Consider the following 24,250-nt stretch of genomic DNA (forward strand, 5'->3'; position numbering starts at 1 on the left):
GCCCCAGGGCCACCACCCCCAAAACCAGGTCAAGACCGCTACGCCGCTGCCAGCCCCGCGCCACCAGCAACCCCAGGGCCAGGGTCGGCAGCACGTTCAGGGTGTCGGGCTCGGGAACGAACAACCGGTAGGGAATTTCACTGAGCCCGCTGAAGGCCAGCAGCCAACCCAGGTAGCTCCACTGCCCGGGCCGCCGCGCAGCGCCGACGCGCCAAAGATTGGCCGCCATCGCCAGGCAGAACCAGGGAAACGCCAGGCGTCCGGGCACATACAGCCAGTCCAGTTCCAGGCCCACATAGCGCAAGTGGTCCAGGACCATGCTCAACAGCGCCAGCCACTTCAACGCATCCAGTGCGCCGTCGCGCTGCAAGGGGACGGGCGTCAACATCGCGTCACGCATAAATCCTCATGTGCCATGCATTATTACCCGCTAACAGAGCGTGTGCGGGGCCGTTATTCTTGGGTAAAGTGCGCACCATAATCGACCACGGAACCCTCTCATACGGAAGCCGGCCATGACCGACAAGAGCCAACAATTCGCCAGCGACAACTACTCCGGTATCTGCCCCGAGGCCTGGGCCGCCATGGAACAGGCCAACCATGGCCACGACCGCGCCTACGGCGACGACCAGTGGACCGCCCGCGCCGCGGATCATTTCCGCCGCCTGTTCGAGACCGACTGCGAAGTGTTCTTCGCCTTCAACGGCACCGCCGCCAACTCCCTGGCCCTGTCGTCGCTGTGCCAGAGCTATCACAGCGTGATCTGCTCGGAAACCGCCCACGTCGAGACCGACGAATGCGGCGCCCCGGAATTTTTCTCCAACGGCTCCAAGCTGCTGATCGCCGGCACCGAGAACGGCAAGATCACCCCGGCCTCGATCCGCGAAGTGGCCCTCAAGCGCCAGGACATCCACTACCCCAAGCCCCGGGTCGTGACCCTGACCCAGGCCACCGAAGTCGGCAGCGTCTACACCCCGCAAGAAGTACGCGCCATCAGCGACACCTGCAAGGAACTGGGCCTGAACCTGCACATGGACGGCGCGCGGTTCTCCAACGCCTGCGCCTTCCTCGGCTGCTCGCCGGCGGACCTGACCTGGAAGGCCGGGGTCGACGTGCTGTGCTTCGGCGGCACCAAGAACGGCATGGCGGTGGGTGAGGCGATCCTGTTCTTCAACCACAAGCTGGCCGAAGACTTCGACTACCGCTGCAAGCAGGCTGGCCAGCTGGCCTCGAAGATGCGCTTCCTCTCGGCGCCCTGGGTCGGCCTGCTGGAAAACGATGCCTGGCTCAAGTACGGCCACCACGCCAACCACTGCGCGCAACTGCTGGCCAAGCTGGTGGAAGACATTCCCGGCGTGGAGCTGATGTTCCCGGTGCAGGCCAACGGCGTGTTCCTGCAACTTTCGGAACCGGCCATTGCGGCGCTGACCGCCCGGGGCTGGCGCTTCTACACCTTCATCGGCAAGGGCGGCGCGCGCTTCATGTGCTCCTGGGACACCGAGGAAGAGCGCGTGCGCGAGCTGGCGGCGGACATCCGCACCGTGATGAGCGCCTGAGCCACGCGCCTGGCGAGGCAGCCCGCGCCTCGCTCAAGAGCCGGCCCCTGCGCGGGGCCGGTCATCAGTTCACAAATTCCTGAACTGATTATTTGCCTTCACTGATTCAACATCCGCGTCCTATATCAGAGACTCCGGGGTCGTCCTATAAAAACAAAGGCACCGCCCCATGACGACCTCCTCCTGCGCTACCGCGAAAGCCCCGCCTGCGTCCCTCAAGATCGAAACCCGCTCCATCGACTATGTGCCGCGCAACGAGCGCCACGGCAAGGTCTGGCACCAGGGCCCGTTCTGGTTCACCGGCAACTTCGTGCTCACCACCATGGTCACCGGCTTCACCGGCGCGGCCCTGGGCCTGGCCCTGCAATACGCGATCCTGGCCATCGTCATCGGCGTCTGCCTGGGCACCTTCTGCATGGCCTTCCATGCCAACCAGGGGCCACGCATGGGCCTGCCGCAGATGATCCAGTCCCGCGCCCAGTTCGGCCTGCGTGGCGCCATCGTGCCCTTCACCGCCGTGGTGTTCGTCTACATCGGCTTCAACGTGTTCAACGTGATCCTGGCCACCGACGCCATCAACACCGTGATCCCCGGCGCCCGGGCGCCCTGGTACTCGCTGATGATCGCCATCGCGGTGCTGATCGCCGTGGTCGGCCACGACCTGCTGCACAGCGTGCAGCGCTGGCTGACCTACGTGATGATCAGCGTGTTCGCGGTGCTCACCGTCAGCGCCCTGATGACCCTGCAAGCCGACTCGGCGGTGGCCGATGCGCACTTTTCCTGGTCGGCATTCCTGATCCAGCTGTCGGCCGCCGCCGGCTACCAGATCAGCTACTCGGTGTACGTCTCCGACTACTCGCGCTACCTGCCGCACCAGACGCCGTCACGCCAGGTGATCTTCTGGACCTACCTGGGCGCCGCCGGCTCGGCCCTGTGGCTGATGTCCCTGGGCGCGTTCCTCGCCTCGGCCCTGCCCTCGCCGGACGCCATCGCCAGCGTGCGCGACGTCGGCAACCGGTTGATCCCGGGCTTCGGCACCTTCACCGTGCTGATCGCGGTGCCGGCGCTGGTGGGCATCATGGCGGTCAACTGCTACGGCGCCATGCTCACCGGCATCAGCGCCATCGACGGCTTCAAGTCGATCAAGCCCGACCTCAAGAGCCGGGTCGCCGGAATCCTGCTGGTGGCGGCGGTGATCTTCCTGATCGCCCTGAACATTCCCGAGAGCTACCTGGGCAGCTTCAACACCTTCGTGCTGCTGATGCTGTACTTCCTGGTGCCCTGGACCGCCGTGAACCTGACGGACTTCTACCTGGTACGCAAAGGCCACTACGCCATCAGCGACATCTTCAACCCCGCCGGCATCTACGGCCGCTGGTCCGCCGCCGGGCTCACCGCGTACTTCCTCGGCCTGTTGGCGATGGTGCCGTTCATGTCCCTGAGCTTCTACCAGGGCCCGCTGGCCCTGGCCCTGGGCGGCGCCGACATCGCCTTCGTGATCGGCCTGGCGGTGGCCGGGCTGGTCTACTGGGCCCTGACCCGCAACCTGGACCTGGCCGCTGAAGAACGCGCCATCCAGGCCAGCGAACGAACCCTGGAAGGAGCGGCCCGATGAATACCCCGAGCACCTTGAAAGTAGCCTGCCAGCAACTGGCGCCACGCATCGGCGAGCTGGACTACAACCGCGAGCTCGGCGCGACGGCGATCCGCCAGGCCGCCGCCCGGGGCGCCCAGGTGGTGGTGCTGCCGGAGCTGGTGCAGAGCGGCTACCTGTTCCATGACCGGCAGGAGGCCCTGGCCCTCTCGGAGCCCCTGGACGGCCCCACCCTTAGCCTGTGGAAGGCGTTGGCCGCAGAGCTGCAGGTGGTCATCGTCGGTGGCTTCTGCGAGCGCCTGGAGCAAGGCCAGGTGGCCAACAGCGCGGCCCTGGTCGAGCCGGAAGGAACGCTGACCCTGTACCGCAAGGCCCACCTGTGGGATGGCGAGAACCTGATCTTCACCCCCGGCAACGAGCCACCGCCGGTGGTGGCCACGCGCTTTGGGCCGATCGCCGTAATGATCTGCTACGACCTGGAGTTTCCCGAGTGGGTGCGCCTGCCGGCACTGGCCGGGGCGGCGCTGCTGTGCGCGCCGGTGAACTGGCCCAACGGGCCGCGACCGGCCGGCGAACGCCCGGCGGAGATGGTCCGGGTGCAGGCCAATGCGGCGGTCAACCGGATGTTCATCGCCGCCTGCGACCGCTGTGGCGAGGAACGTGGAGTGGACTGGGTCGGCGGCTCGACCATCGTCGACGCCGATGGCTATCCGCTGGCCGGCCGCGAGCGCCAAGCCGGCGCACAGTTGCTGCTGGCGGAGCTGGACCTGGGCCAGGCCTGGCACAAGTCCATCAGTGAACATAACCATGTGCACCTGGACCGCCGCCCGGCGTTGTATTGAGCCCAAGGCCCGGTTGCCAGAGCGAGCCGCCTGTGGCGAGGCAGCTTGCTCCCGCGCCACGAAAGCCGATCAGAACTCCACGCGCACATCGCCCTTGGGCACGCTGCAGCACGACAGGATGTAGCCTTCGGCTTCGTCTTCCTCGGTGATCCCGCCGTTGTGCTCCATTTCCACCTCGCCCCCCAGCTTGAGCACCTTGCAGGTGCCGCAGATACCCATGCCGCAGGCCTTGGGGATCATCAGGCCAAGCTTGGCCGCCGCCGCGTGCACGGTCTCCCCCGGGGCCACGCGGATGCTCTTGCCCGAGGCGGTGAACTCCACCTGGTGCAGGTCGGCGGCATCCACCTCCGGTGCCTCGGCGGCCTGTTCGGCCTGCTCCACCGCATCGGCCCGGGCATCGGCCGGCGTCGCGCCGAACGACTCCTCGTGGTAGCGGGCCATGTCGAAGCCGGCGGCCTCCAGCAGGCGCTTGACCGCGTGCATGTAGGGCGTGGGGCCGCAGCAGAACACCTCCCGCTCGAGGAAGTCCGGCGCCATCAGCTCCAGCATCTTGTGGTTGAGATAGCCGCGATAACCGGCCCAGGGCTCGCCCAGGCCATGGCGTTCGCAGATCAGGTGCAGGCTGAAGTTGTCGATCCGCGAGGCCATGTGCTCCAGCTCGCGGTGGTAGATGATGTCCTTGGGCGAGCGGGCGCTGTGGATGAACACCATGTCGACATTGGCGTTGGTGTCGTAGAACCAGCGCGCCATGGACATCACCGGAGTGATGCCGACCCCGCCGCTGAGGTAGAGGATCTTCGGGTTGGGGAAGTCGATGGCGTTGAACAACCCCACCGGCCCGTGTACCGCCAGCTCCTGGCCTTCGTGCAGGGTGTCGTGCAGGTGGTTGGAGACCTTGCCTCCGGGTACGCGCTTGATGGTCACCGAGAAGCTGTAGGGCACCGACGGCGAACTGGAGATGGTGTAGGAGCGCATCACCGGCTGGCCTTCGATCTCCAGCTCCAGGGTGACGAACTGCCCCGGCTTGAAGAAGAACATGATCGGCTGGTCGGCCATGAAGCAGAAGGTCCGTACGTCCCAGGTTTCCTGGATGACTTTGACGCAACGGACGATGTGACGACCATTGGCCCAGGTCTGGGTGGTTACCGGGTTGAGGAAGGTGTTGGACATGCTGTTCTCCACGGCCGACTGTCGGCGTCTTGCCAGCGATTCTGCGTAAGGCGCCCAGGGCCTGTTTACCTATCCGCGACATTCACATGCTTATCGCGACCAGGCCCCGGCTACAGGGCCTACGGCGTCGGGAACAGATTGGGCCATGTCGCCCATGGATAAGGTTCGCGGCGCCTGGGGACCCACACTCGGCCCCACGACAACAGCTGCTTTTTCGTGACTTGCGTAGCACCGACCGTAGCCACTCCCTAATACGCCGGCCGCACCGAACGGCCATGAGGACCTGAACGATGGACGTCACCACCCTGAGCCTGGGCGATCCACTGGAACCCGCACGCAAGGCCACCGCGCAGATGCTGCAGGAACGCGAGCGGACCTTCTCCCTGCCGCAACCCTTCTACTGCGATCAAAGGCTGTTCGAAATCGACATGCAGGAGATCTTCCACAAGGAATGGCTGATCGCCGGCATGACCTCGGAGATTCCCACCAAGGGCAACTTCATCACCCTGCAGATCGGCAAGAACCCGATCATCGTCATCCGCGGCGCCGACGGCGTGGTCCACGCCTTCCACAACGTCTGCCGGCACCGTGGCTCGCGCTTGTGCACCAGCGACAAGGGCAAGGTGGCCAAGCTGGTCTGCCCCTACCACCAGTGGACCTACGAAGTGGACGGCCGCCTGCTGTTCGCCGGCACCGAGATGGGCGCCGACTTCGACATGAAGCAGTACAGCCTCAAGCCGGTGCAAGTGAAGACCGCCGGTGGCTACATCTTCATCTCGCTGGCCGAGAACCCGCCGGCCATCGATGACTTCCTGGCGACCCTGTCCCACTACATGGAGCCCTACGACATGGAGAACACCAAGGTGGCGGTGCAGACCACCTTGATGGAAAAGGCCAACTGGAAACTGGTGCTGGAGAACAACCGCGAGTGCTACCACTGCAATGCCTCGCACCCGGAACTGCTCAAGACCCTGCTGGAATGGGACGACGTTACCGACCCACGGGCCGACCAGGCCTTCAAGGACCACGTAGCCGCCTCCGCCGCCGCCTGGGAAGCCGAGAAGATCCCCTACGCCCACGCCAGCTTCGGCCTGCGCAACCGCATCGTGCGCATGCCACTGCTCAAGGGCACCGTGTCCATGACCCTGGACGGCAAGCAGGGCTGCAAGAAGCTCATGGGCCGGATCAAGAACCCGGACCTGGGTTCGATGCGCATCCTGCACCTGCCCCATTCGTGGAACCACTGCATGGGCGACCACATCATTGTGTTCACGGTGTGGCCGATCAGCGCCCAGGAAACCATGGTCACCACCAAGTGGCTGGTGCACAAGGACGCCGTGGAAGGCGTGGACTATGACGTGGAGCGCATGCGCCAGGTATGGGACGCCACCAACGACCAGGACCGGCGCCTGGCCGAGGAGAACCAGCGCGGCATCAACTCCACCGCCTACCAGCCCGGGCCCTACTCCAAGACCTACGAGTTCGGCGTGGTCAACTTCATCGACTGGTACAGCGAGCGCCTGCTCAACAACCTCGGCGCCGAACCGGCGCCCTACCTCAAGGGCGTACCGGTCACCGGCTGAACTGCGCCCGCCCGCAAATCTGAGGGCCTGGCAAGCTCGGCAGTGGCTACACGAAACTCATCTGTAGCCGCTGCTGAGCGCCAGCGAAGCTGCGCCCGAGCGCAACACGAGGGCAATGCCGCTGCTCTGGAAGGCCTGCCGGCCTGAACAGCCGCTACACAGCCGAACGGGACCCAACGTCAAGACAGGCATCGGCACTGTATGAAATTTGATCTATTGCCGTACACGCCATGAATTACAAGGCCCGTGGCGGTTGGCGAACAACTTATCCACATCTTGGCCCACAGCAATTGTGGGCAAGTGCACTGGGGATGGGGATATTTCCCCGGGATTCCCAGGAAAATCCGTGGGTTAGGCAAAAACAGCCGCTTGACGCGCCCTTGATCAATTATTGAACAAACGCCTGCAAGCCTTGCTGTACATGGCCTACAGCACGAGGCGAACATCTTATCCACAGATCGACCAACAGACTTTGGGGGCAACTACAGCCGCTGCCCGCGATTTCTGTGGAAAAGCCCTCCAGTCCAGGAAAATTCCGCCTTGCAAACGCCAGGACAGGCCCAGGATCACGATTTGGGTGTTTTTTGATCAGATCGCGCCAAGCCTTGTCCTGCAAGGGCTACAGCCCTGAGCAAACAACTTATCCACAAAAGCGCCAACAGACTTTGGGGGCAACTGCTGTGCACAACTGCCCCCTGATGAGTCCAACACCGCGGAAAAAAGCCAGGAAAAACCACGATTTAGCCTGATCAAATTTCGTACAGATGGCTGCAGGGCTTGTTCTGCATGGGCTGGAGCAAGGCGCGAACATCTTATCCACAGAGCCGCGCACAGGGATTGTGAGTAACCGTGAAAGCAGGACTGCAAGCCAGGCCCCCGCAGGAGCAGCCGGTCGACGCTCGATTACTCGCGATAGCGCTAGTACGACCGGTGCAGCCCTAGCGGAGCACCCCTTCCTCCAGCAACAACTTGAAGATGGCCTCGGCCCCGGCTTGCGCGCTGACGTCCTTGAGCACCTGGCCGGTGCCGCCGCTGGCCTTGGCGGTGGCGGCCTTCATGCGGTCGGCGCCGCTCTTGGCCTTGATCACCTTCAAGCGCTTGGGCCTTGGCCTGGCCGGCTGCAGGCTGGCGCCGGTGAACAACTCGTCCTCCACCACCATGACCTGGTCGGCGCGCAACACCCCGCGCCGTGCCGGGCCATAGGCACTCTGGCGAGGCTTGGGCGCGGCGTTATCCACAGTGGCGAGGAACGGCAGGCGCACCTTGAGCCGGCGCCGCTGGCCCCGGGGCAAGGCTTGCAGCACATGGGCCACGCCATCCTCCAGGGATTCCACCTCGGCCAGCCCCACCACCAGCGGCCAACCCAGGTTCTCGGCCAGCAGGAACGGCAGCATGCCCGAGCCTTCGCCGGTTTCTGCCTGGCTGCCGGTCAATACCACCTGGGCCCCGGCATGGCGCAGGTACTGGGCCAAGGCTGGCAAGGCATCGGCGCCGGCCGGCTGCTCCAATACATGCAGTTGCTCCAGGCCCATGCCCAGGTAGGCACGCAGGGCCGGCTCGGCGGCATCGCCGGCGTGCAGCACCTGCAGTTGTCCACCGGCCAGTTGCAGGCCCAGTTCCACGGCCCGGGCATCCTGTTCGGCACGCCGTGGCCGACCGGAGGTCGGATGCGCGCCGATGGAGACCAGGCTGATCACGTTGCTGTTCATAAGGGTTCCCTCAAGCCGCATCGCGCTTGGCGGCGCTGCGGTAGGCTTCGACGGCGGCGATCAGCGCCTCGAGGATCGCGGCGCTGTCGCCGATCACCGCCAGGTCGGCGCGCTTGATCATGTCGCAGCCCGGGTCCATGTTGATCGCCACCACCTTGTCGCAGGCACCAATGCCCTGCAGGTGCTGGATCGCCCCGGAGATCCCCACCGCCACGTAGACCCGCGCGGTCACCCAGGTGCCGGTGGCGCCCACCTGGCGGTCGCGGGGCATGAAGCCGTCGTCCACCGCCACCCGCGAGGCGCCCTCGGTGGCCCCCAGGGCCTGGGCCGCGCGATGGAACAGCGCCCAGTCCTTGACCCCGTTGCCCCCGGACAGGATGAACTCGGCCTCGGCCATGGGAATCGCCGCCGGGTCCACCGCCACCGCGCCCAGATCCTCGATGCGTGCCAGGCTGCGGGCCACGCTTGTGGATAACTCCACCGGCAAGGCTTCGTGACGGGTTTCGCTGACCGGCTCGGCACATTCGGCCGCCGCCAGGATCAGCCGTGGCAGAGGCCGTGCCAGATCCTCCAGGCCCGCACCGGCGCGGCCGATGCATTGCCCTTCCTTGATCTGCCAGACCCGGGTCGCCGGGCGTTCGCCCAGGGCCGCGGCAAAGCGCCGGCCCAATTCGCCACCGCCGCTGCGGCTGTCGGGCAGCAGCCAATGGCGCGGGTTGAACTGGTTATCCACAGCCCGCAGGCCCTGGACCCGCTGCTCCGGTGCATAACCGTCGAACTCGCTGCCCGGCAGCACCAGCAGGCGGTCGACCCCGGCCGTGGCGAAATTCGATTCCTTGTGCTCGCCGAACACCACCGCCAGCACCGCGCCGTCCTGGCCAGCCAGTTGCCGGGCCAGGCCCAGCAAGTCGCGGTCGTGGCTGCTCAGGCGGCCGCCGACCATGTCCGGCACCACGTTGATGTAGAACGCTGGCTGCGCCAGCTGGTGCAGCGGTAGTTGCACCTCGACCGCCGCCGTGCGCTTGTGGCTGCTGCCACCTTGCTGGGCGCCGCTACGATCGATGCGCTTGAGCCCGTTGGGGCCGACGAAACCCATGCCGTGGGGGTTCTTGCGCACCAGGCCATTGGGCCCCATCCAGCTGTGCTGCGCCGGTTGCATGGCCGCATGCAGCGGGTGCAGGCGGTTGCGGGCGATCCACTCGGCGCGGGGATCGCGGCGGATAATCTCGCTCATCAGTGCACCTCCGCAGGTTCGGCTTTCACCACTGGCGCCTTGCTCGGGGCCGCGCTTTCCAACAGGGCCTCGGCCACCAGTTCGGCGATGTCCTTGATCATCGGCCGGGGCTCCACCACCCCTTCGAGCATTGCCGTGCATTGCGGACAACCCACCGCCACCAGCTCGGCGCCGGTCTCGCGAATGTCCTCCATGCGCATGTCGGGAATCCGCTGCTTGCCGGGAATGTCGGTGATCGGCGCGCCACCGCCACCGCCACAACAGCGGGAGCGGAACCCTGCGCGCTGCATTTCCTTGACCTCGATCCCCAGGGCGCGCAGCACCTGGCGCGGGGCTTCGTACTCACCGTTGTAGCGGCCCAGGTAGCAGGGGTCGTGATAGGTCACGCTGCCACCCTTGTGCCGGCCAAGATCGAGTTGGCCGGCGGCGATCAGCTCGGCGATGTAGGTGCTGTGGTGCTGTACCTGGTAGTCACCGCCCAGGGCGCCGTATTCGTTTTTCAGCACATGGAAGCTGTGGGGATCGCAGGTGACGATGCGCTGGAACTGGTACTTGGCCAGGGTCTGGATATTGCGCCGGGCCAGTTGCTGGAAGGTCGCCTCGTCGCCCAGGCGCCGGGCCACGTCGCCACTGTCGCGTTCTTCCAGGCCCAGCACGGCGAAATCCACGCCCGCGGCCTTCAGCACCTTGACGAAGGCCCGCAGGGTACGCTGGTTGCGCATGTCGAAGGCGCCGTCGCCGACCCAGAACAGCACCTCGGTGCTCTTCACTTCAGGCAGCAGCTTGAGGTTGAGGTCGGCCGCCCAGTTCATCCGCCCCCCGGGGTTGAAACCGCCCGGGTTGTCGGTGGCGATCAGGTTCTCCAGCACCTCGGCGCCCTTGTTCGGCGTGGCGCCTTTTTCCAGGGTCAGGTGGCGGCGCATGTCGACGATGGCATCGACGTGCTCGATCATCATCGGGCATTCCTCGACGCAGGCCCGGCAGGTGGTGCACGACCACAGAGTCTGGGCATCCACCAGGGCCTTGCCCTGCAGCGCGACGATCGGCAGGTGCGGGCCGCCGTGATGTTCGCCCAGCGGCTGGCTGCGACCGTCGAGGGACGGATAGGGGCTGCCGGCGAAGTGGGCATCGCTGCCACCGGCCAGGCCGACGACCATGTCCTGGATCAGCTTCTTGGGGTTCAGCGGCTGGCCGGCGGCGAAGGCCGGGCAAGCCGCCTCGCACTTGCCGCACTGCACGCAGGCATCGAAGCCCAGCAGCTGGTTCCAGGTGAAGTCCACGGGTTTCTCCACGCCCAGGGGCGCGCTGGGGTCTTCCAGGTCCAGCGGCTTGAGGCCGGTGGAGCGGCCGCCGCCGAAGCGTTCGGCGCGCCGGTGCCAGGCCAGGTGCAGGGCACCGGCGAAGGCGTGTTTCATCGGCCCGCCCCAGGTCATGCCGAGGAACAGCTCCGACACGCCCCAGAGCACGCCCAGCGCGAGGATCGCCGCCAGCAGCCAGCCACCGAACTGCTCCGGGAGGATCCCGGCCACCGGCAGGGTCACCAGGAAGAAGCTCGCGGAAAACGCCAGCAGGCTCTTGGGCAGGCGCATCCACGGGCCCTTGGACAAGCGCGATGGCGGGTTGCGCCGGCGCCGGTAGACGAAGATCGCCCCCACGAACATCAGCGCCGACATCAGCAGCAAGGCATAGGCCAGCACGCGGTTGTGCAGGCCGAAGCCGTGCACCAGCAGCGCCAGGACGATGGACGCCACCGCGCCACCGGCGGTGGCCACGTGGGTGTTGGCGATGTACTTGTCGCGGGCCACCACATGGTGCAGATCCACCATGTAGCGCCGGGGCATGGCCAGCAGGCCGCCGACCAGGTCGACCTTGGAGGCTCGCCCCCGGCGCCACATGGCCGCGCGCCGCAACGCACCGAGGACCGCCAGGCCCAGGGCAGCGAACAGCAGGATGGGAAGAAGGGTATTCAACATCACAGTCACCTTAAGGTCAGCTGCAAGCGGCTAGCTTCAAGCGGCAAGAAAAAACAAGGCTGAGCATTCGCTCTGGCTGGCCGCTCAAAACCTGCAACGGCGGCTAAAAGTCCTTACAGAACGCCAGGGGCAAGCGACAAGCAAAAGCACTGCCGAACACCTGCTTCAACTTGCCGCTTGCAGCTTGAAACTTGTCGCTGCCGTCAAAAGTCCTTGCATAGGCGCAGGGCGTCGTAGATCGCCGCATGGGTGTTGCGCTGGGACACGCAATCGCCGATGCGGAACAGCAGGTAGCCGTCGCCCGCTTCGCCCAGGCAAGGCTGCGGCTTGATCGCGAACAGCGCCTCGACGTCGATCTGGCCCTTGTTGCGCGAGCCGTCCTTGAGCCCGTAGTACAGCGCCTCGTCGGGACGCACGCCGTTCTCCACCACCACCTGGTCCACCACCCGCTCCTCGCGGGCGCCGGTGTATTCGTTCTCCAGCACGGCCACCAGCTTGTCGCCCTCGCGGTAGACCTTCTCCAGGGTCAGGTCCCCGGTCATGATCACTTCCTTGGGGTACAGGCTGCGGTAGTAGGTGGGGAACGAGGTGCCGCCGATGGCGATGCCGGGCTTGATGTCATCGGTGACGATCTCCACCTGCGAGCCCTTGTCGGCCAGGTAGTCGGCGACCGACATCCCGGTGAATTCGCAGATGGTGTCGTACACCAGCACGTTCTTGCCCGGCGCGACCCGGCCATCGAGGATGTCCCAGCTGCTGACCACCAGCCCTTCGGCGGCGCCCCAGTGTTCGTTCTGCTCGATGAACGGATGGCCGCCCACCGCCAGCACCACCACGTCGGGGCGCAGGTCGAGGATGGTCGCCGCGTCCGCCGCGGTGCCCAGGCGCAGGTCGACCTTCAGCCGTGCCAGCTCCAGTTGGTACCAGCGGGTGATGCCGGCGATCTGGTCGCGCTGCGGGGCCTTGGAGGCGGTGGTGATCTGCCCGCCGATCGCCTCTTTCTTCTCGAACAGGGTCACGTCGTGGCCGCGCTCGGCCGCCACCCGGGCAGCCTCCATGCCCGCAGGGCCGGCGCCGACCACCACCACCTTGCGCTTGGCGCCGGTGGTCTTCTCGATGATGTGCGGCACGCCCATGTATTCACGGGAAGTGGCGGCGTTCTGGATGCACAGCACGTCCAGGCCCTGGTACTGGCGGTCGATGCAGTAGTTGGCACCCACGCACTGCTTGATCTGGTCGATCTGGCCCATCTTGATCTTGGCGATCAGGTGCGGGTCGGCCATGTGTGCGCGGGTCATGCCGACCATGTCGACGTAGCCGCCCTCGAGGATGCGCGTGGCCTGGTTCGGGTCCTTGATGTTCTGTGCGTGCAGCACCGGGACCTTGACCACTTCCTTGATGCCCGCCGCCAGGTGCAGGAACGGCTCCGGCGGGAAGCTCATGTTGGGGATGACGTTGGCCAGGGTGTTGTGGGTGTCGCAACCGGAACCGACCACGCCGAGGAAATCGAGCATGCCGGTGTCGTCGTAGTACTTGGCGATCTGCTTCATGTCCTCGTGGGACAGGCCATCGGGATGGAATTCGTCGCCGCAGATGCGCATGCCGACGCAGAAATCGTCGCCGACCTCGGCGCGCACCGCCTTGAGCACCTCCAGGCCGAAGCGCATGCGCTTCTCGAAGGTGCCGCCCCATTCGTCGGTCCGCTTGTTGACCCGCGGGCTCCAGAACTGGTCGATCATGTGCTGGTGCACTGCCGACAGCTCCACGCCGTCCAGGCCACCTTCCTTGGCGCGACGGGCGGCTTGGGCGTAGTTGCCGATCACTCGCCAGATCTCTTCCACCTCGATGGTCTTGCAGGTGGCGCGGTGCACCGGCTCACGGACCCCGGACGGCGACATCAGGGTCGGCCAGTTGAAGCCGTCCCAGCGCGAGCGCCGGCCCATGTGGGTAATCTGGATCATGATCTTGGCGCCGTGCTTGTGCATGGCGTCGGAGAGGTTCTGGAAGTGCGGGATGATGCGGTCGGTGGACAGGTTCACCGAGCTCCACCATTCCTGGGGGCTGTCGATGGCCACCACCGAGGAGCCGCCGCAAATCGCCAGGCCGATGCCGCCCTTGGCCTTTTCCTCGTAGTACTTCACGTAGCGCTCGGTGGTCATGCCGCCGTCGGTGGCGTAGACCTCGGCGTGGGCGGTACTGAGCACGCGGTTGCGGATGGTCAGTTTGCCGATCTGGATCGGCTGGAACATCGCTTCGAAAGCCATTGTCTTGAACTCCGCTTACAACGCTTTGACGACGAACAGGCCGTCGTCGTGCCCTTCTTCGGAACCACCGTAGACTTGCTCTGCCACGGTGCGGATCTTGCTGCCACGGGCCGCCAGGATCTGGTCCATGGCGCCGGCGAACCAGCCGGTGAACATGTAGTCCACCTTGCGCCCGCACTTGCCGTAGACGTAGACGAAGGCCGAGTGCTCGAGCTTGACGCTGGCGGTGCCCTGGTCGAGGTCGATGTCCTGGATCTTGAACAGGCCCCAGCCGCGCTGGGAGAGGCGCTTCATGTAGTGCTCGAACACCGCCACGCCTTCCAGGCCATGGCATTGGGCTTCTTTCTCGCACCAGTGCCAGGCGGACTTGTAGCCGGCCTTGTAGAGGATCTCGGCATAGGCGTCGGCGCCCAGCACTTCCTCGATGCCCATGTGGTTGTTGACGAAGAAATGCCGCGGTACGTACAGCATCGGCAGGGCATCGGACGTCCAGACGCCGGTCTCGCTGTCGACTTCGATGGGCAGTTGCGGGGCGATCTTGGCCATGGAAACTTGACTCCAGAAATTCATTCTTGGCTTGGCAAAGCCTTGGCTTTGCATGGAAAAAATTCGCGTGAATACCGCTGGAGCCGTCGTGAGCACACCGAGAGCAAGGAGTCCCGCAGCGACAGGCGAGGGCAGTACGCATGTACGGCGAGCCTGTCGCGAGGACGCGACGCAGCTATCGGTGGGCGCAGCAGGCTCCGGGGGTGTTCATCACTCGCCCCAGACGTCCTTGAGTACATTCACCCAGTTCTCGCCCATGATCTTGCGCACCACGCGCTCGGAGTGGCCGCGCCCCAGCAGGGTCTCGGTGAGGTTGGGGAATTCGCCCACGGTGCGGATGCCCAGCGGGTTGATGATCTTGCCGAAGTTGGTCAGGCGCCGGGCGTAGCCCTTATCGTGGGTCAGGTACTCGAAGAAGTCCTGGCCGTGGCCCTGGGTGAAGTCGGTGCCGATGCCGATGGCGTCTTCACCGACGATGTTCATGGTGTACTCGATGGCCTCGGCATAGTCGTCGATGGTCGAGTCGATGCCCTTGGCCAGGAACGGCGCGAACATGGTCACGCCGACGAAGCCGCCGTGGTCGGCGATGAACTTCAGCTCTGCGTCCGACTTGTTGCGCGGGTGTTCTTTCAGGCCCGAAGGCAGGCAATGGGAGTAGCAGACCGGCTTCTTCGATTCGAGGATGACTTCCTCGCTGGTCTTGGAGCCGACGTGGGACAGGTCGCACATGATGCCGACGCGGTTCATCTCGGCGACGATCTCGCGGCCGAAACCCGACAGCCCGCCGTCGCGCTCGTAGCAGCCGGTGCCCACCAGGTTCTGGGTGTTGTAGCACATCTGCACGATGCCCACGCCCAACTGCTTGAACACGTCCACGTAGGCGATCTGGTCCTCGAAGGCGTGGGCGTTCTGGAAGCCGAAGAGGATGCCGGTCTTGCCCAGTTCCTTGGCCTTGCGGATGTCGGCGGTGGTGCGCACCGGCATCACCAGGTCGCTGTTGTCGCGGATCAGCTTCTGGCTGGCGGCGATCTGGTCGACGGTGGCCTTGAAGCCCTCCCAGACCGACACCGTGCAGTTGGCTGCGGTCAGGCCACCCTTGCGCATGTCCTCGAACAGTTCGCGGTTCCATTTGGCGATGATCAATCCGTCGATAACGATGCTGTCGGCGTGCAGTTCGGCTGGGCTCATCAGGCTGTCCCCTTTTATCTGGCGATTCCTGCGCCGAATCGTCTGCCGGCGCTTTGGGGCCAGCATATGCCTGAGGGCCAGGGCGCCCCGGTGCAAAAACGACAGGGGGTTTGCCGAAAGCGTCAAGCGCCGACGAAGCGCCATGCCAGGCTTCGCGAAAACCGCGCCAGAGCAGACACGAACAGGCGCGAAGGCACGGGCCAGGGGCCTGGATGGGCATTGCCTGCTGGGCCTGGGCGGGAGTTTTCACGCGGCCCGGGGCAGGCTCTGTTCTTTGCTCGAACCTTGGGCCAGAATTCGCCGCTTCAACCAAGGCTTCACCGGATTAGAGGCAGCGCTGCAATGAAGAAACCGATCTTCCTGGCCCTGATACTGCTGGCGAGCGGCGCCCAGGCTGCCGAAGAGGCCGACGGCTCGCCCTGCGACGGCGTGGAAAACGACGTGCAGACCCTGGAATGCGCGACCTATAACAGGACCACCGCCGAGCAACTGCTCAACGACAATGTGCAGAGCCTGCTGGAACGCCTGGGCACTTTGTATGGCAACGACAAGGCGCAGCTGGGCGACATCACCGCCAAGGTCAAGAACGCCCAGCAGCTGTGGCAGAAGCAGCGCGACGCCGACTGCGCCGTGGAGTCCTTCCCGGCCAAGCCTGGCAGCAAGGCCTACAACATCGCCAGCAACGATTGCCTGGCGCGCATGAGCGACGAGCGTTCGGAGTTCATCGAGTCCATCGCCCAGGAGTGATCCCCTGGCGCCGATCCGGGGACGCGCCAGCGTCCCCGCCCCTTCGCGAGCCGCAAGGCTGTGCTTGAATACCCTGCAAAGCCTGGACTGCCAGCCTGTTCAACGCAGGGCCAGGGGCTTTTGCCCAGGGATTGGGGGACACCATGGATTTTTCACTGGATCAGTTGCAGATGTTCGTCCAGGCCGCCCGCACCGGCTCGTTCTCGGCCGCCGCGCGCCGGCTGGGCAAGACCCAGTCCACCGTCAGCCTGGCCATCGCCAACCTGGAGGACGACCTGAAGGTGGAGCTGTTCGACCGCAGCACTCGCAGCCCGGCGTTGACCGCCACTGGTCGGAAAATCCTGCTGCAGGCCGAGACGGTGCTGGAACGCTGCCAGGACCTGCAAGCCAGCGCCGATGGCTTGTCCCAGGAGCCGGAGCCGCAACTGACGCTGGCGATCCAGGCCCCTTGCGGCCCACTGCTGCCGCTGCTGCGCGAGTTCGAGCAGGCGTTCCCCCAGGTTGACCTGCTGCTGCGCCAGCCTTACTCCAGCAGTGCCAGCGAACTGGTAGCCCGCGGCGAAGCGGTACTGGGCCTGGCCTTGTCCGCGACTGGCTATCCCCAGGCGCTGGAGTTCCAGCAAGTGGGCCGCTTGCACCTGGTGCATGCCTGCCGCCCGGACCATCCCCTGGCGCAGCGCAACCCTCTGAGCGCCGACGACTTGCAGCAGCACCGGCGCCTGTGCGCCTCCAGCCTGCCCAGCCAACAGCCCCCCAGCAGCGAGTACCTGCGTTGCCTGCGGCTGTGGCAGGTACAAGACCAACACGCACTGCTGGAGATGCTGCGTGCCGGGCTCGGCTGGGCCGCCCTGCCCCGGCAACTGGTCCTGCGCGAGCTGGCCAGGGGCGAACTGGTGGAACTGCACCTGGCCGACCCGTTCCACGGCGACTGGCAGGTAGGCGTCGATCTGCTCTGGGCACGCCAAAGCCCCCTGGGCCAGGCCGGTACCTGGCTCAAGGAGCGCCTGCTGCACAGCCGGGTGTACGAAATGGACCGTCGCGGACCGCCACCCGCCCGCTAGAGAGAGGGGCAACAAAGGGACAAGCTTCTGTCGTGGAGGAAATACAAGTCTCGGCCGCGCCGCGGCATTCGGCATTCGGCATTCGGCATTCGCGCCGACCAGCTGGAGCTGTAAGCTGCGCGCCAGCCAACGACTTTCACAAGGATTCTCCATGAGCATTTGCGGTATCGAGATCAAGGGCAGCGAAGCCATCTTCGCCCTCGCCTCCCTGCAAGGCGGCACGCTTGAACACCAGGCCATCGCCGTGAAGAAGATCGCCCTGGAAGACGACGATGAAGCGGCCAACGTGCGCACCTTCGCCGCCCAGGTGCGGGATTTTGTCCGCGAGCAGGGCATCACCCGGATCGCCATCAAGAAGCGCAGCAAGAAAGGCGAGTTCGCCGGTGGCCCCACCACCTTCAAGATCGAGGGCGTGTTCCAGTTGCTGGAGAATTGCGAGGTGACGCTGCTGTCGCCCCAGACCATCAACGCCCAGTACAAGAAGCACGGCTACGAGCTGCCGGCGAGCCTCAACAAGTACCAGCACGAGGCCTACAAGGCGGCCTGCGCGGCGCTGCTGAAGAAGTAGTCCGCGTATCTGTAGGAGCGAGCGGGCGGCGATCCGACTGGCCCGCTAGGCGTACGGCCTGACCCAACGGGTTGCCTGCATCGCGCGCCCGCTTCGCGCCCACCAATAGGGCAGCTCAGAGCCTGCTCACGGTCTAGCGAGCGACGTTCAGACCAGGCAAAAATGCCTGAGAAAGCGCAATTCAGGGTCCTGATTGAGCATTTCAAAGCCTTTTTGAACGCCCCATGGGCTAAGCGCAGCAGATCGTGGACAAGCTCTCAGGCCTTCTGGCTGTGTTGTCGGTCCTCCCGGGGGCAGCGAGTGAACCGCGCGCGGTAGCTGCGGGTGAAGTAGGACGGCGATTCGAAACCGCAGGCGATGCTCACTTCCAGCACGCTCAGGTCGCTCTGGCGCAATAACTGGCGGGCCTTGTCCAGGCGCAGCCCGAGGTAGAAATTGCTCGGCGTGTCGTTGAGGTGCAGGCGAAACAGGCGCTCCAACTGGCGCCGGGTGATTTTCACCGACTCGGCCAGGGCCAGGGTGCTCAGGGGCGGCTCGCTGTGCTGCTCCATCTCGCCGATCACCTGCACCAGTTTCTTGTTGTTGATGCCGTAGCGGCTGGCGACCTCCATGCGCTGGTGGTCCTTGCGCGGACGGATGCGCCCCAGCACGAACTGCTCGCTGACCTGGATCGCCAGCTGCGGGCCGTGGGCCTGGCCGATCAGGTCGAGCATCATGTCGATGGACGCCGTACCGCCAGCCGAGCTGATGCGCCGGCGGTCGATCTCGAACAGTTCCTGGGTGACACTCAGCTGTGGATAAGACTCCTTGAAGGCGTCGATCGCTTCCCAGTGCAAGGCTACCCGGTGCCCTTCCAGCAGCCCGGCCTCGGCCAGCACCACGCTACCGGTGTCGATCCCGCCCAGGGTCACCCCTTCCCCATCCAGGCGCCGCAGCCAGTGCTCCAGGGCCGCACCGAAGGACCGCAGCGGCTCGAACCCGGCCACCACCAGCAAGGTAGCGCCCTTCTTCAACGGCTCCAGCGCGGCATCGGCGTTGACCGACATGCCGTTGCTGGCCAGCACCGCCCCGCCATCCACACTCAATACATGCCAGCGATACAGCCCGCCGCGAAAGCGGTTGGCCACCCGCAAAGGCTCGATGGCCGAGATGAAGCCGATGGCCGAGAACCCCGGCAGCAGCAAGAAGTAGAAATCCTGGGACATGGGACGCACTCGGAGGACGGGCGGCGTGGCCATTGTGATACGCCGTTTCCCGGGTGGCTTCAAGACTCGAGGTCGCTGCAGTGCAAGAGCCGGTCGCCGCTGTGCGTTTTCGCAACCCGCCAGCTGCGTAACGTGGCATCACCGGCGCACGAAGACGCCGGGCCCACAATAACGACCTGCCGAGGAAACCCTCATGAAACGACTGATCAGCCGTTGCGTCCTGGCTCTTAGCGGTACCCTCCTGTTCAGCTCCGGAACCATGGCCGCCGATGCCGCCAGTTGCCAGAACGTGCGCCTGGGCGTGGTCAACTGGACCGACGTGATCGCCACCAGCGCCATGGCCCAGGTCCTGCTCGACGGCCTCGGCTACAAGACCAAGCAGACCAGCGCCTCGCAGCAGATCATCTTCGCCGGCATCCGCGACCAGCGCCTGGACCTGTTCCTGGGCTACTGGAACCCGCTGATGACCCAGACCATCACCCCGTTCGTCGAGGCCGGCCAGGTCAAGGTCCTCGACCAGCCCAGCCTGAAAGACGCCCGCGCCACCCTCGCCGTGCCCACTTACCTGGCGGACAAGGGCCTGAAGAGCTTCGCCGACATCGCCCGGTTCGAGAAGGAGCTGGGCGGCAAGATCTACGGCATCGAGCCCGGCTCCGGTGCCAATACCCAGATCAAGGCGATGATCGCCAAGAACCAGTTCGGCCTCGGCAAGTTCCAGCTGGTGGAGTCCAGCGAGGCCGGCATGCTCGCCGCGGTGGACCGCGCGGTAAGGCGCAAGGAGGCGGTGGTGTTCTTCGGCTGGGCGCCGCACCCGATGAACGTCAACGTGCAGATGACCTACCTCTCCGGCAGCGACAACGCCCTGGGGCCCGATGAAGGCCGGGCCACGGTCTGGACGGTCACCGCCCCCAGCTACGCCCAGCAGTGCCCCAATGTCAGCCGGCTGCTGGCCAACCTGACCTTCAGCGCCGAGGACGAGAGCCGCATGATGCAGCCGCTGCTGGACCACAAGGACGCCCTGGAGTCCGCCCGGCAGTGGCTCAAGGATCACCCGCAAGACCAGCAGCGCTGGCTCGACGGGGTGACCACCTTCGACGGCAAGCCGGCCATCGAGCACCTGCAACTGACCCGCCAATGACCTGAAGACCTGTGCCGTCGCGCCGCCCGCCAGGGCCGCGTACGGCAGCGCCACGCCCCCAGCAAACACGCCTGTAAGGAAATTGCACCATGAACCACGACGTCATCATCACTTGCGCACTCACCGGGGCCGGCGATACCACCGCCAAGAGTCCCCATGTACCCATCACCCCCAAGCAGATCGCCGCCGCCGCGGTAGAAGCCGCCAAGGCCGGGGCCACCGTGGTCCACTGCCACGTCCGCGATCCGCAGACCGGCAAGTTCAGCCGCGACGTGGCGCTGTACCGCGAAGTCATGGAGCGCATCCGCGAGGCCGACGTCGACATCATCGTCAACCTCACCGCCGGCATGGGCGGCGACCTGGAAATCGGCCCGGGGGAACGCCCCACCGAGTTCGGCCCCAATACCGACCTGGTCGGCCCGCTGGCGCGCCTGGCCCACGTCGAGGCGCTGCTGCCGGAGATCTGCACCCTGGACTGCGGCACCCTGAATTTCGGCGACGGCGACACCATCTACGTCTCGACCCCGGCCCAACTGCGGGCCGGCGCCAAGCGTATCCAGGAACTGGGGGTGAAGGCCGAGCTGGAGATCTTCGATACCGGCCACCTGTGGTTCGCCAAGCAGATGATCAAGGAAGGCCTGCTGGACGACCCGCTGTTCCAGCTGTGCCTGGGCATTCCCTGGGGCGCCCCGGCCGATACCACCACCATGAAGGCCATGGTCGACAACCTGCCGCCGGACGTGGTCTGGGCCGGCTTCGGCATCGGCCGCATGCAGATGCCGATGGCCGCCCAGGCCGTGCTGCTGGGCGGCAACGTGCGAGTCGGCCTGGAAGACAACCTGTGGCTGGACAAGGGCGTGCTGGCGACCAACGGCCAACTGGTGGAGCGCGCCAGCGAGATCCTCAGCCGCCTGGGAGCACGGGTCCTGACCCCGGCCGAGGGCCGCCGGAAGATGGGCCTGAACAAGCGCGGCTGACCATTCCGGCCTTGTACGAGGCTGCGCACGGCGGCAACTCAGCCGCCAAAACAGCAACCATGGGTTACCTGGCACACCGCGCCGTCCGGCTTCACGACGGCTACGCCGCCGGACGCAACCTCGCAGGCTCGACAGCGGCTACAGATACCTCCATTTTTTGACCATCAGGACATTGCCATGCGTTTTATCACCGACATCAAGACCTTCGCTGCCCTGGGCAGTGGCGTGATCGGCAGCGGCTGGGTAGCCCGCGCCCTGGCCCATGGCCTGGACGTAGTGGCCTGGGACCCGGCTCCAGGCGCCGAGGCGGCGTTGCGCCAGCGGGTGGCCAATGCCTGGGGCGCACTGCAGAAGAACGGCCTGGCGCCCGGTGCCTCCCAGGACCGCCTGCGTTTCGTGGCGACCATCGAGGAATGCGTGCGTGACGCGGACTTCATCCAGGAAAGCGCCCCGGAACGCCTGGAACTCAAGCTGGAGCTGCACAGCAAGATCAGCGCGGCGGCCAAGCCCGATGCGCTGATCGGCTCCAGCACCTCGGGGCTGCTGCCCAGCGAATTCTACGAAGGCTCGACCCACCCGGAACGCTGCGTGGTGGGCCACCCGTTCAACCCGGTGTACCTGCTGCCGCTGGTGGAGGTGGTGGGCGGCAAGCGCACCGCGCCAGAGGCCGTGCAAGCGGCGATCCAGGTCTACCAATCCCTGGGCATGCGCCCGTTGCACGTGCGCAAGGAAGTCCCGGGGTTCATCGCCGATCGTCTTCTCGAAGCGCTGTGGCGCGAGGCCCTGCACCTGGTCAACGACGGCGTGGCGAGCACCGGGGAAATCGACGATGCGATCCGCTTTGGCGCCGGCCTGCGCTGGTCGTTCATGGGCACCTTTCTCACCTACACCCTGGCGGGCGGCGACGCTGGCATGCGCCACTTCATGGCCCAGTTCGGCCCGGCGCTGCAACTGCCCTGGACCTACCTGCCAGCCCCGGAGCTGACCGACAAGCTGATCGACGACGTGGTCGAAGGCACCGCCGAGCAGTTGGGCACGCACAGCATTTCGGCCCTGGAGCGCTATCGCGACGACTGCCTGCTGGCGGTGCTGGAGGCGGTGAAAACCACCAAGGCCAGGCACGGCATGAGTTTCAGCGAATAACGCCTCCTGCAAGCCACTGCCGGGCGCCTTGGGGCCTTCGGCAGCGGCCCCGGGATTCCACTGCCCCTTGCCCGAGCCCCTGCCATGCCTGCACTGACTACCTACAACACCCGCATCATCAGCGCCGACTGGGTCGACTACAACGGCCATCTGCGCGATGCCTTCTACCTGCTGATCTTCAGCTATGCCACCGATGCCCTGATGGACTGCCTGGGGCTGGACAGCGACAACCGCGAGGCCAGCGGTCACTCGCTGTTCACCCTGGAGCTGCACCTGAATTATCTGCACGAGGTGAAGCTCGACACCGAGGTGCAAGTACGCACCCAGATCATCGGCCACGACCACAAGCGCCTGCACCTGTACCACAGCCTGCACCAGGCCGGTGATGCCCGGGAGCTGGCCGGCAACGAACAGATGCTGCTCCACGTCGACCTCGCCGGGCCGCATTCGGCGCCGTTCACCGACGCCGTGCGGCAACGGCTTGCGGCCCTGCAAGCCGCACAGGCGGACCTGCCACCTCCGGCCTGGATCGGCCGGGTGATCGGCCTGCCCGCGCAGAAGTAACCCCCAACCCGAAAAGGAGATCGCCGTGCACACCGCCGCCTTTGCCGACTACCGCAGCTATCCGTTGGTCAGCGCGCTGGCCACCGTCCAGGCCTTGCCGGACCAGGTCCTGGTGCAGTGGGCCGACGGTCGCTGGAGCCCCTTCCACCACCCCTGGCTGCGGGACAACTGCTCCTGCCCCCAATGCGTCTATCCGGTGACCCGCGAGCAGGTGCTGGAGATCCTCGATGTGCCCGAGGACCTGGCGTGCTCCAGAGCGCAAATCGACCACCAGGGTTGCCTGCAAGTGATCTGGCAGGACGGCCACCAGAGCCGTTTCGACCCAGGCTGGTTGCGGGCCCACGCCTATGACCCGCAGTCGCGCGAGGAGCGCCGCGTAGCCAGGGCCCACAGCCGGTTATGGGACAGCAGCCTGCAACTGCCGGTCTTCGAATACCAGGCGGTGATGGACGATCCCCAAGCGTTGTTGCAATGGCTGTTGGCGGTGCGCGATATCGGCCTGACCCAGGTCCGGGGGGCGCCGACCGAACCCGGGGCGCTGGCAGCGATTGCCCGGCGGATCTCGTTCATCCGTGAAAGCAACTTCGGCGTGCTGTTCAACGTGCAATCCAAGGCCGATGCCGATAGCAATGCCTACACTGCCTTCAACCTGCCGCTGCACAGCGACCTGCCCACTCGTGAGCTGCAACCGGGCTTGCAGTTCCTGCACTGCCTGGTGAACGACGCGGAGGGCGGCGAGAGCATCTTCGTCGACGGTTTCGCCATCGCCGATGCCCTGCGCCGGGAAGACCCCGAGGCGTTTCGCACCCTGTGCGAAATCCCCGTGGAATTTCGCAACAAGGATCGCCACAGCGACTATCGCTGCCTGGCGCCGATCATCGCCCGGGACGCCCTGGGCCAGGTGGCGGAGATCCGCATGGCCAACTTCCTGCGCGGCCCCTTCGATGCAGCGCCAGAACAGATGCCCCGCCTGTACCACGCCTATCGAAACCTGATCGCCCTGACCCGCCAGGCGCGCTTTCGCATGGTGCGGCGCCTGGAACCGGGGCAGCTGTGGTGCTTCGACAATCGGCGTACCCTGCATGCGCGCAATGCTTTCGACCCGGCCAGCGGCGCCCGGCACTTCCAGGGCTGCTACATCGACCGTGACGAACTGCTGTCCAGGATCCTGGTGCTGCAACGCTGAGC

The 24,250-nt window shown here is 65.7% G+C and carries 21 protein-coding genes; 12 read left to right on the forward strand and 9 right to left on the reverse strand.

Annotated elements, in window-relative coordinates; translation table 11 throughout:
• A partial coding sequence (locus tag AC3WK8_RS17155) for a TraX family protein (protein ID WP_218278010.1) occupies positions 1-400 on the reverse strand: 400 nt, incomplete at its 3' end.
• A gap of 115 nt (positions 401-515) precedes the next feature.
• Between AC3WK8_RS17155 and AC3WK8_RS17160 the strand changes: the two genes are divergently transcribed.
• The 3 genes from AC3WK8_RS17160 (at position 516) to AC3WK8_RS17170 (ending at position 3,992) form a co-directional block, all read left to right on the forward strand.
• Complete coding sequence (locus tag AC3WK8_RS17160) at positions 516-1,556, forward strand: threonine aldolase family protein (RefSeq protein ID WP_022641505.1); 1,041 nt, start codon at positions 516-518, stop codon at positions 1,554-1,556.
• 169 nt (positions 1,557-1,725) lie between these two features.
• Positions 1,726-3,171 carry a purine-cytosine permease family protein gene (locus AC3WK8_RS17165; protein ID WP_103325403.1) on the forward strand — a complete coding sequence of 482 codons (1,446 nt, stop codon included), beginning with the start codon at positions 1,726-1,728 and terminating at the stop codon, positions 3,169-3,171.
• Positions 3,168-3,992, forward strand: a complete 825-nt coding sequence (locus AC3WK8_RS17170) for a nitrilase-related carbon-nitrogen hydrolase (protein WP_022641506.1) — start codon at positions 3,168-3,170, stop codon at positions 3,990-3,992. Before AC3WK8_RS17165 ends, AC3WK8_RS17170 begins: the two co-directional genes overlap by 4 nt.
• 69 nt (positions 3,993-4,061) lie before the next feature.
• On the opposite strand, the gene gbcB is transcribed toward AC3WK8_RS17170, so the two are convergent.
• Positions 4,062-5,162 carry a glycine betaine monooxygenase reductase subunit gene (gbcB, locus tag AC3WK8_RS17175; protein ID WP_103325402.1) on the reverse strand — a complete coding sequence of 367 codons (1,101 nt, stop codon included), beginning with the start codon at positions 5,160-5,162 and terminating at the stop codon, positions 4,062-4,064.
• Positions 5,163-5,452: 290 nt separating this feature from the next.
• On the opposite strand from gbcB, the gene gbca reads away from it, so the two are divergent.
• Complete coding sequence (gene gbca, locus AC3WK8_RS17180; RefSeq protein ID WP_103325401.1) at positions 5,453-6,745, forward strand: glycine betaine monooxygenase oxygenase subunit; 1,293 nt, start codon at positions 5,453-5,455, stop codon at positions 6,743-6,745.
• A gap of 938 nt (positions 6,746-7,683) precedes the next feature.
• Here the strand turns inward: gbca and etfB are convergent.
• The 6 genes from etfB to AC3WK8_RS17210 all read right to left on the reverse strand — a co-directional run bounded on the left by etfB (position 7,684) and on the right by AC3WK8_RS17210 (position 15,659).
• Positions 7,684-8,454 (reverse strand): electron transfer flavoprotein subunit beta, encoded by a 771-nt coding sequence (gene etfB, locus AC3WK8_RS17185; protein WP_085594588.1) that lies wholly within the window; start codon positions 8,452-8,454, stop codon positions 7,684-7,686.
• Between the two features lie 10 nt (positions 8,455-8,464).
• Complete coding sequence (etfA, locus tag AC3WK8_RS17190) at positions 8,465-9,688, reverse strand: electron transfer flavoprotein subunit alpha (protein ID WP_103325400.1); 1,224 nt, start codon at positions 9,686-9,688, stop codon at positions 8,465-8,467.
• Entirely contained in the window at positions 9,688-11,661 is a 1,974-nt protein-coding gene (gene dgcB, locus AC3WK8_RS17195) for a dimethylglycine demethylation protein DgcB (RefSeq protein ID WP_103325399.1), read from the reverse strand. Before dgcB ends, etfA begins: the two co-directional genes overlap by 1 nt.
• Before the next feature lie 203 nt (positions 11,662-11,864).
• Positions 11,865-13,925, reverse strand: a complete 2,061-nt coding sequence (gene dgcA, locus AC3WK8_RS17200) for a dimethylglycine demethylation protein DgcA (RefSeq protein WP_068583127.1) — start codon at positions 13,923-13,925, stop codon at positions 11,865-11,867.
• Between the two features lie 15 nt (positions 13,926-13,940).
• Entirely contained in the window at positions 13,941-14,471 is a 531-nt protein-coding gene (locus AC3WK8_RS17205) for a DUF5943 domain-containing protein (protein WP_022641515.1), read from the reverse strand.
• Between the two features lie 210 nt (positions 14,472-14,681).
• Positions 14,682-15,659 carry a dipeptidase gene (locus AC3WK8_RS17210; protein WP_085594580.1) on the reverse strand — a complete coding sequence of 326 codons (978 nt, stop codon included), beginning with the start codon at positions 15,657-15,659 and terminating at the stop codon, positions 14,682-14,684.
• Positions 15,660-16,001: 342 nt separating this feature from the next.
• Between AC3WK8_RS17210 and AC3WK8_RS17215 the strand changes: the two genes are divergently transcribed.
• The 3 genes from AC3WK8_RS17215 to AC3WK8_RS17225 all read left to right on the forward strand — a co-directional run bounded on the left by AC3WK8_RS17215 (position 16,002) and on the right by AC3WK8_RS17225 (position 18,035).
• Positions 16,002-16,406: a lysozyme inhibitor LprI family protein gene (locus tag AC3WK8_RS17215; protein WP_022641517.1), complete on the forward strand. Its 405-nt coding sequence runs from the start codon at positions 16,002-16,004 to the stop codon at positions 16,404-16,406.
• Between the two features lie 143 nt (positions 16,407-16,549).
• The gene (locus tag AC3WK8_RS17220; protein WP_103325398.1) at positions 16,550-17,467 is read left to right on the forward strand and encodes a LysR family transcriptional regulator; all 918 of its coding nucleotides are present in this window, start codon (positions 16,550-16,552) and stop codon (positions 17,465-17,467) included.
• 151 nt (positions 17,468-17,618) lie between these two features.
• Positions 17,619-18,035 carry a DUF3010 family protein gene (locus tag AC3WK8_RS17225; protein WP_103325397.1) on the forward strand — a complete coding sequence of 139 codons (417 nt, stop codon included), beginning with the start codon at positions 17,619-17,621 and terminating at the stop codon, positions 18,033-18,035.
• 257 nt (positions 18,036-18,292) lie between these two features.
• Here AC3WK8_RS17225 and AC3WK8_RS17230 read toward each other — a convergent pair whose 3' ends face one another.
• Positions 18,293-19,240 (reverse strand): GlxA family transcriptional regulator, encoded by a 948-nt coding sequence (locus tag AC3WK8_RS17230; RefSeq protein ID WP_022641520.1) that lies wholly within the window; start codon positions 19,238-19,240, stop codon positions 18,293-18,295.
• A gap of 193 nt (positions 19,241-19,433) precedes the next feature.
• Here AC3WK8_RS17230 and AC3WK8_RS17235 point away from each other — a divergent pair, with 193 nt between their 5' ends.
• The 5 genes from AC3WK8_RS17235 (at position 19,434) to AC3WK8_RS17255 (ending at position 24,248) form a co-directional block, all read left to right on the forward strand.
• On the forward strand, positions 19,434-20,378 hold the full coding sequence (locus AC3WK8_RS17235) for a choline ABC transporter substrate-binding protein (RefSeq protein ID WP_085594574.1): 945 nt from the start codon (positions 19,434-19,436) through the stop codon (positions 20,376-20,378).
• A gap of 89 nt (positions 20,379-20,467) precedes the next feature.
• On the forward strand, positions 20,468-21,355 hold the full coding sequence (cdhC, locus tag AC3WK8_RS17240) for a 3-dehydrocarnitine:acetyl-CoA trimethylamine transferase CdhC (RefSeq protein WP_085594572.1): 888 nt from the start codon (positions 20,468-20,470) through the stop codon (positions 21,353-21,355).
• A 177-nt stretch (positions 21,356-21,532) separates the two neighbouring features.
• Entirely contained in the window at positions 21,533-22,498 is a 966-nt protein-coding gene (locus AC3WK8_RS17245; protein WP_103325396.1) for an L-carnitine dehydrogenase, read from the forward strand.
• A gap of 84 nt (positions 22,499-22,582) precedes the next feature.
• Positions 22,583-23,062, forward strand: a complete 480-nt coding sequence (locus AC3WK8_RS17250; RefSeq protein WP_103325395.1) for a thioesterase family protein — start codon at positions 22,583-22,585, stop codon at positions 23,060-23,062.
• Between the two features lie 25 nt (positions 23,063-23,087).
• Entirely contained in the window at positions 23,088-24,248 is a 1,161-nt protein-coding gene (locus AC3WK8_RS17255) for a gamma-butyrobetaine dioxygenase (protein WP_103325394.1), read from the forward strand.
• Positions 24,249-24,250 lie beyond the last annotated feature (2 nt).

It is taken from the genome of Pseudomonas sp. FW507-12TSA (assembly GCF_058781435.1).

Excerpts from the sequence above, each read along its gene's own strand:
- AC3WK8_RS17160 (WP_022641505.1), top strand. The coding sequence starts at position 516 with ATGACCGACAAGAGCCAACAATTCGCCAGCGACAACTACTCCGGTATC.
- AC3WK8_RS17165 (WP_103325403.1), top strand. The coding sequence starts at position 1,726 with ATGACGACCTCCTCCTGCGCTACCGCGAAAGCCCCGCCTGCGTCCCTC.
- AC3WK8_RS17170 (WP_022641506.1), top strand. The coding sequence starts at position 3,168 with ATGAATACCCCGAGCACCTTGAAAGTAGCCTGCCAGCAACTGGCGCCA.
- gbcB (WP_103325402.1), bottom strand. The coding sequence starts at position 5,162 with ATGTCCAACACCTTCCTCAACCCGGTAACCACCCAGACCTGGGCCAAT.
- gbca (WP_103325401.1), top strand. The coding sequence starts at position 5,453 with ATGGACGTCACCACCCTGAGCCTGGGCGATCCACTGGAACCCGCACGC.
- etfB (WP_085594588.1), bottom strand. The coding sequence starts at position 8,454 with ATGAACAGCAACGTGATCAGCCTGGTCTCCATCGGCGCGCATCCGACC.
- etfA (WP_103325400.1), bottom strand. The coding sequence starts at position 9,688 with ATGAGCGAGATTATCCGCCGCGATCCCCGCGCCGAGTGGATCGCCCGC.
- dgcB (WP_103325399.1), bottom strand. The coding sequence starts at position 11,661 with ATGTTGAATACCCTTCTTCCCATCCTGCTGTTCGCTGCCCTGGGCCTG.
- dgcA (WP_068583127.1), bottom strand. The coding sequence starts at position 13,925 with ATGGCTTTCGAAGCGATGTTCCAGCCGATCCAGATCGGCAAACTGACC.
- AC3WK8_RS17205 (WP_022641515.1), bottom strand. The coding sequence starts at position 14,471 with ATGGCCAAGATCGCCCCGCAACTGCCCATCGAAGTCGACAGCGAGACC.
- AC3WK8_RS17210 (WP_085594580.1), bottom strand. The coding sequence starts at position 15,659 with ATGAGCCCAGCCGAACTGCACGCCGACAGCATCGTTATCGACGGATTG.
- AC3WK8_RS17215 (WP_022641517.1), top strand. The coding sequence starts at position 16,002 with ATGAAGAAACCGATCTTCCTGGCCCTGATACTGCTGGCGAGCGGCGCC.
- AC3WK8_RS17220 (WP_103325398.1), top strand. The coding sequence starts at position 16,550 with ATGGATTTTTCACTGGATCAGTTGCAGATGTTCGTCCAGGCCGCCCGC.
- AC3WK8_RS17225 (WP_103325397.1), top strand. The coding sequence starts at position 17,619 with ATGAGCATTTGCGGTATCGAGATCAAGGGCAGCGAAGCCATCTTCGCC.
- AC3WK8_RS17230 (WP_022641520.1), bottom strand. The coding sequence starts at position 19,240 with ATGTCCCAGGATTTCTACTTCTTGCTGCTGCCGGGGTTCTCGGCCATC.
- AC3WK8_RS17235 (WP_085594574.1), top strand. The coding sequence starts at position 19,434 with ATGAAACGACTGATCAGCCGTTGCGTCCTGGCTCTTAGCGGTACCCTC.
- cdhC (WP_085594572.1), top strand. The coding sequence starts at position 20,468 with ATGAACCACGACGTCATCATCACTTGCGCACTCACCGGGGCCGGCGAT.
- AC3WK8_RS17245 (WP_103325396.1), top strand. The coding sequence starts at position 21,533 with ATGCGTTTTATCACCGACATCAAGACCTTCGCTGCCCTGGGCAGTGGC.
- AC3WK8_RS17250 (WP_103325395.1), top strand. The coding sequence starts at position 22,583 with ATGCCTGCACTGACTACCTACAACACCCGCATCATCAGCGCCGACTGG.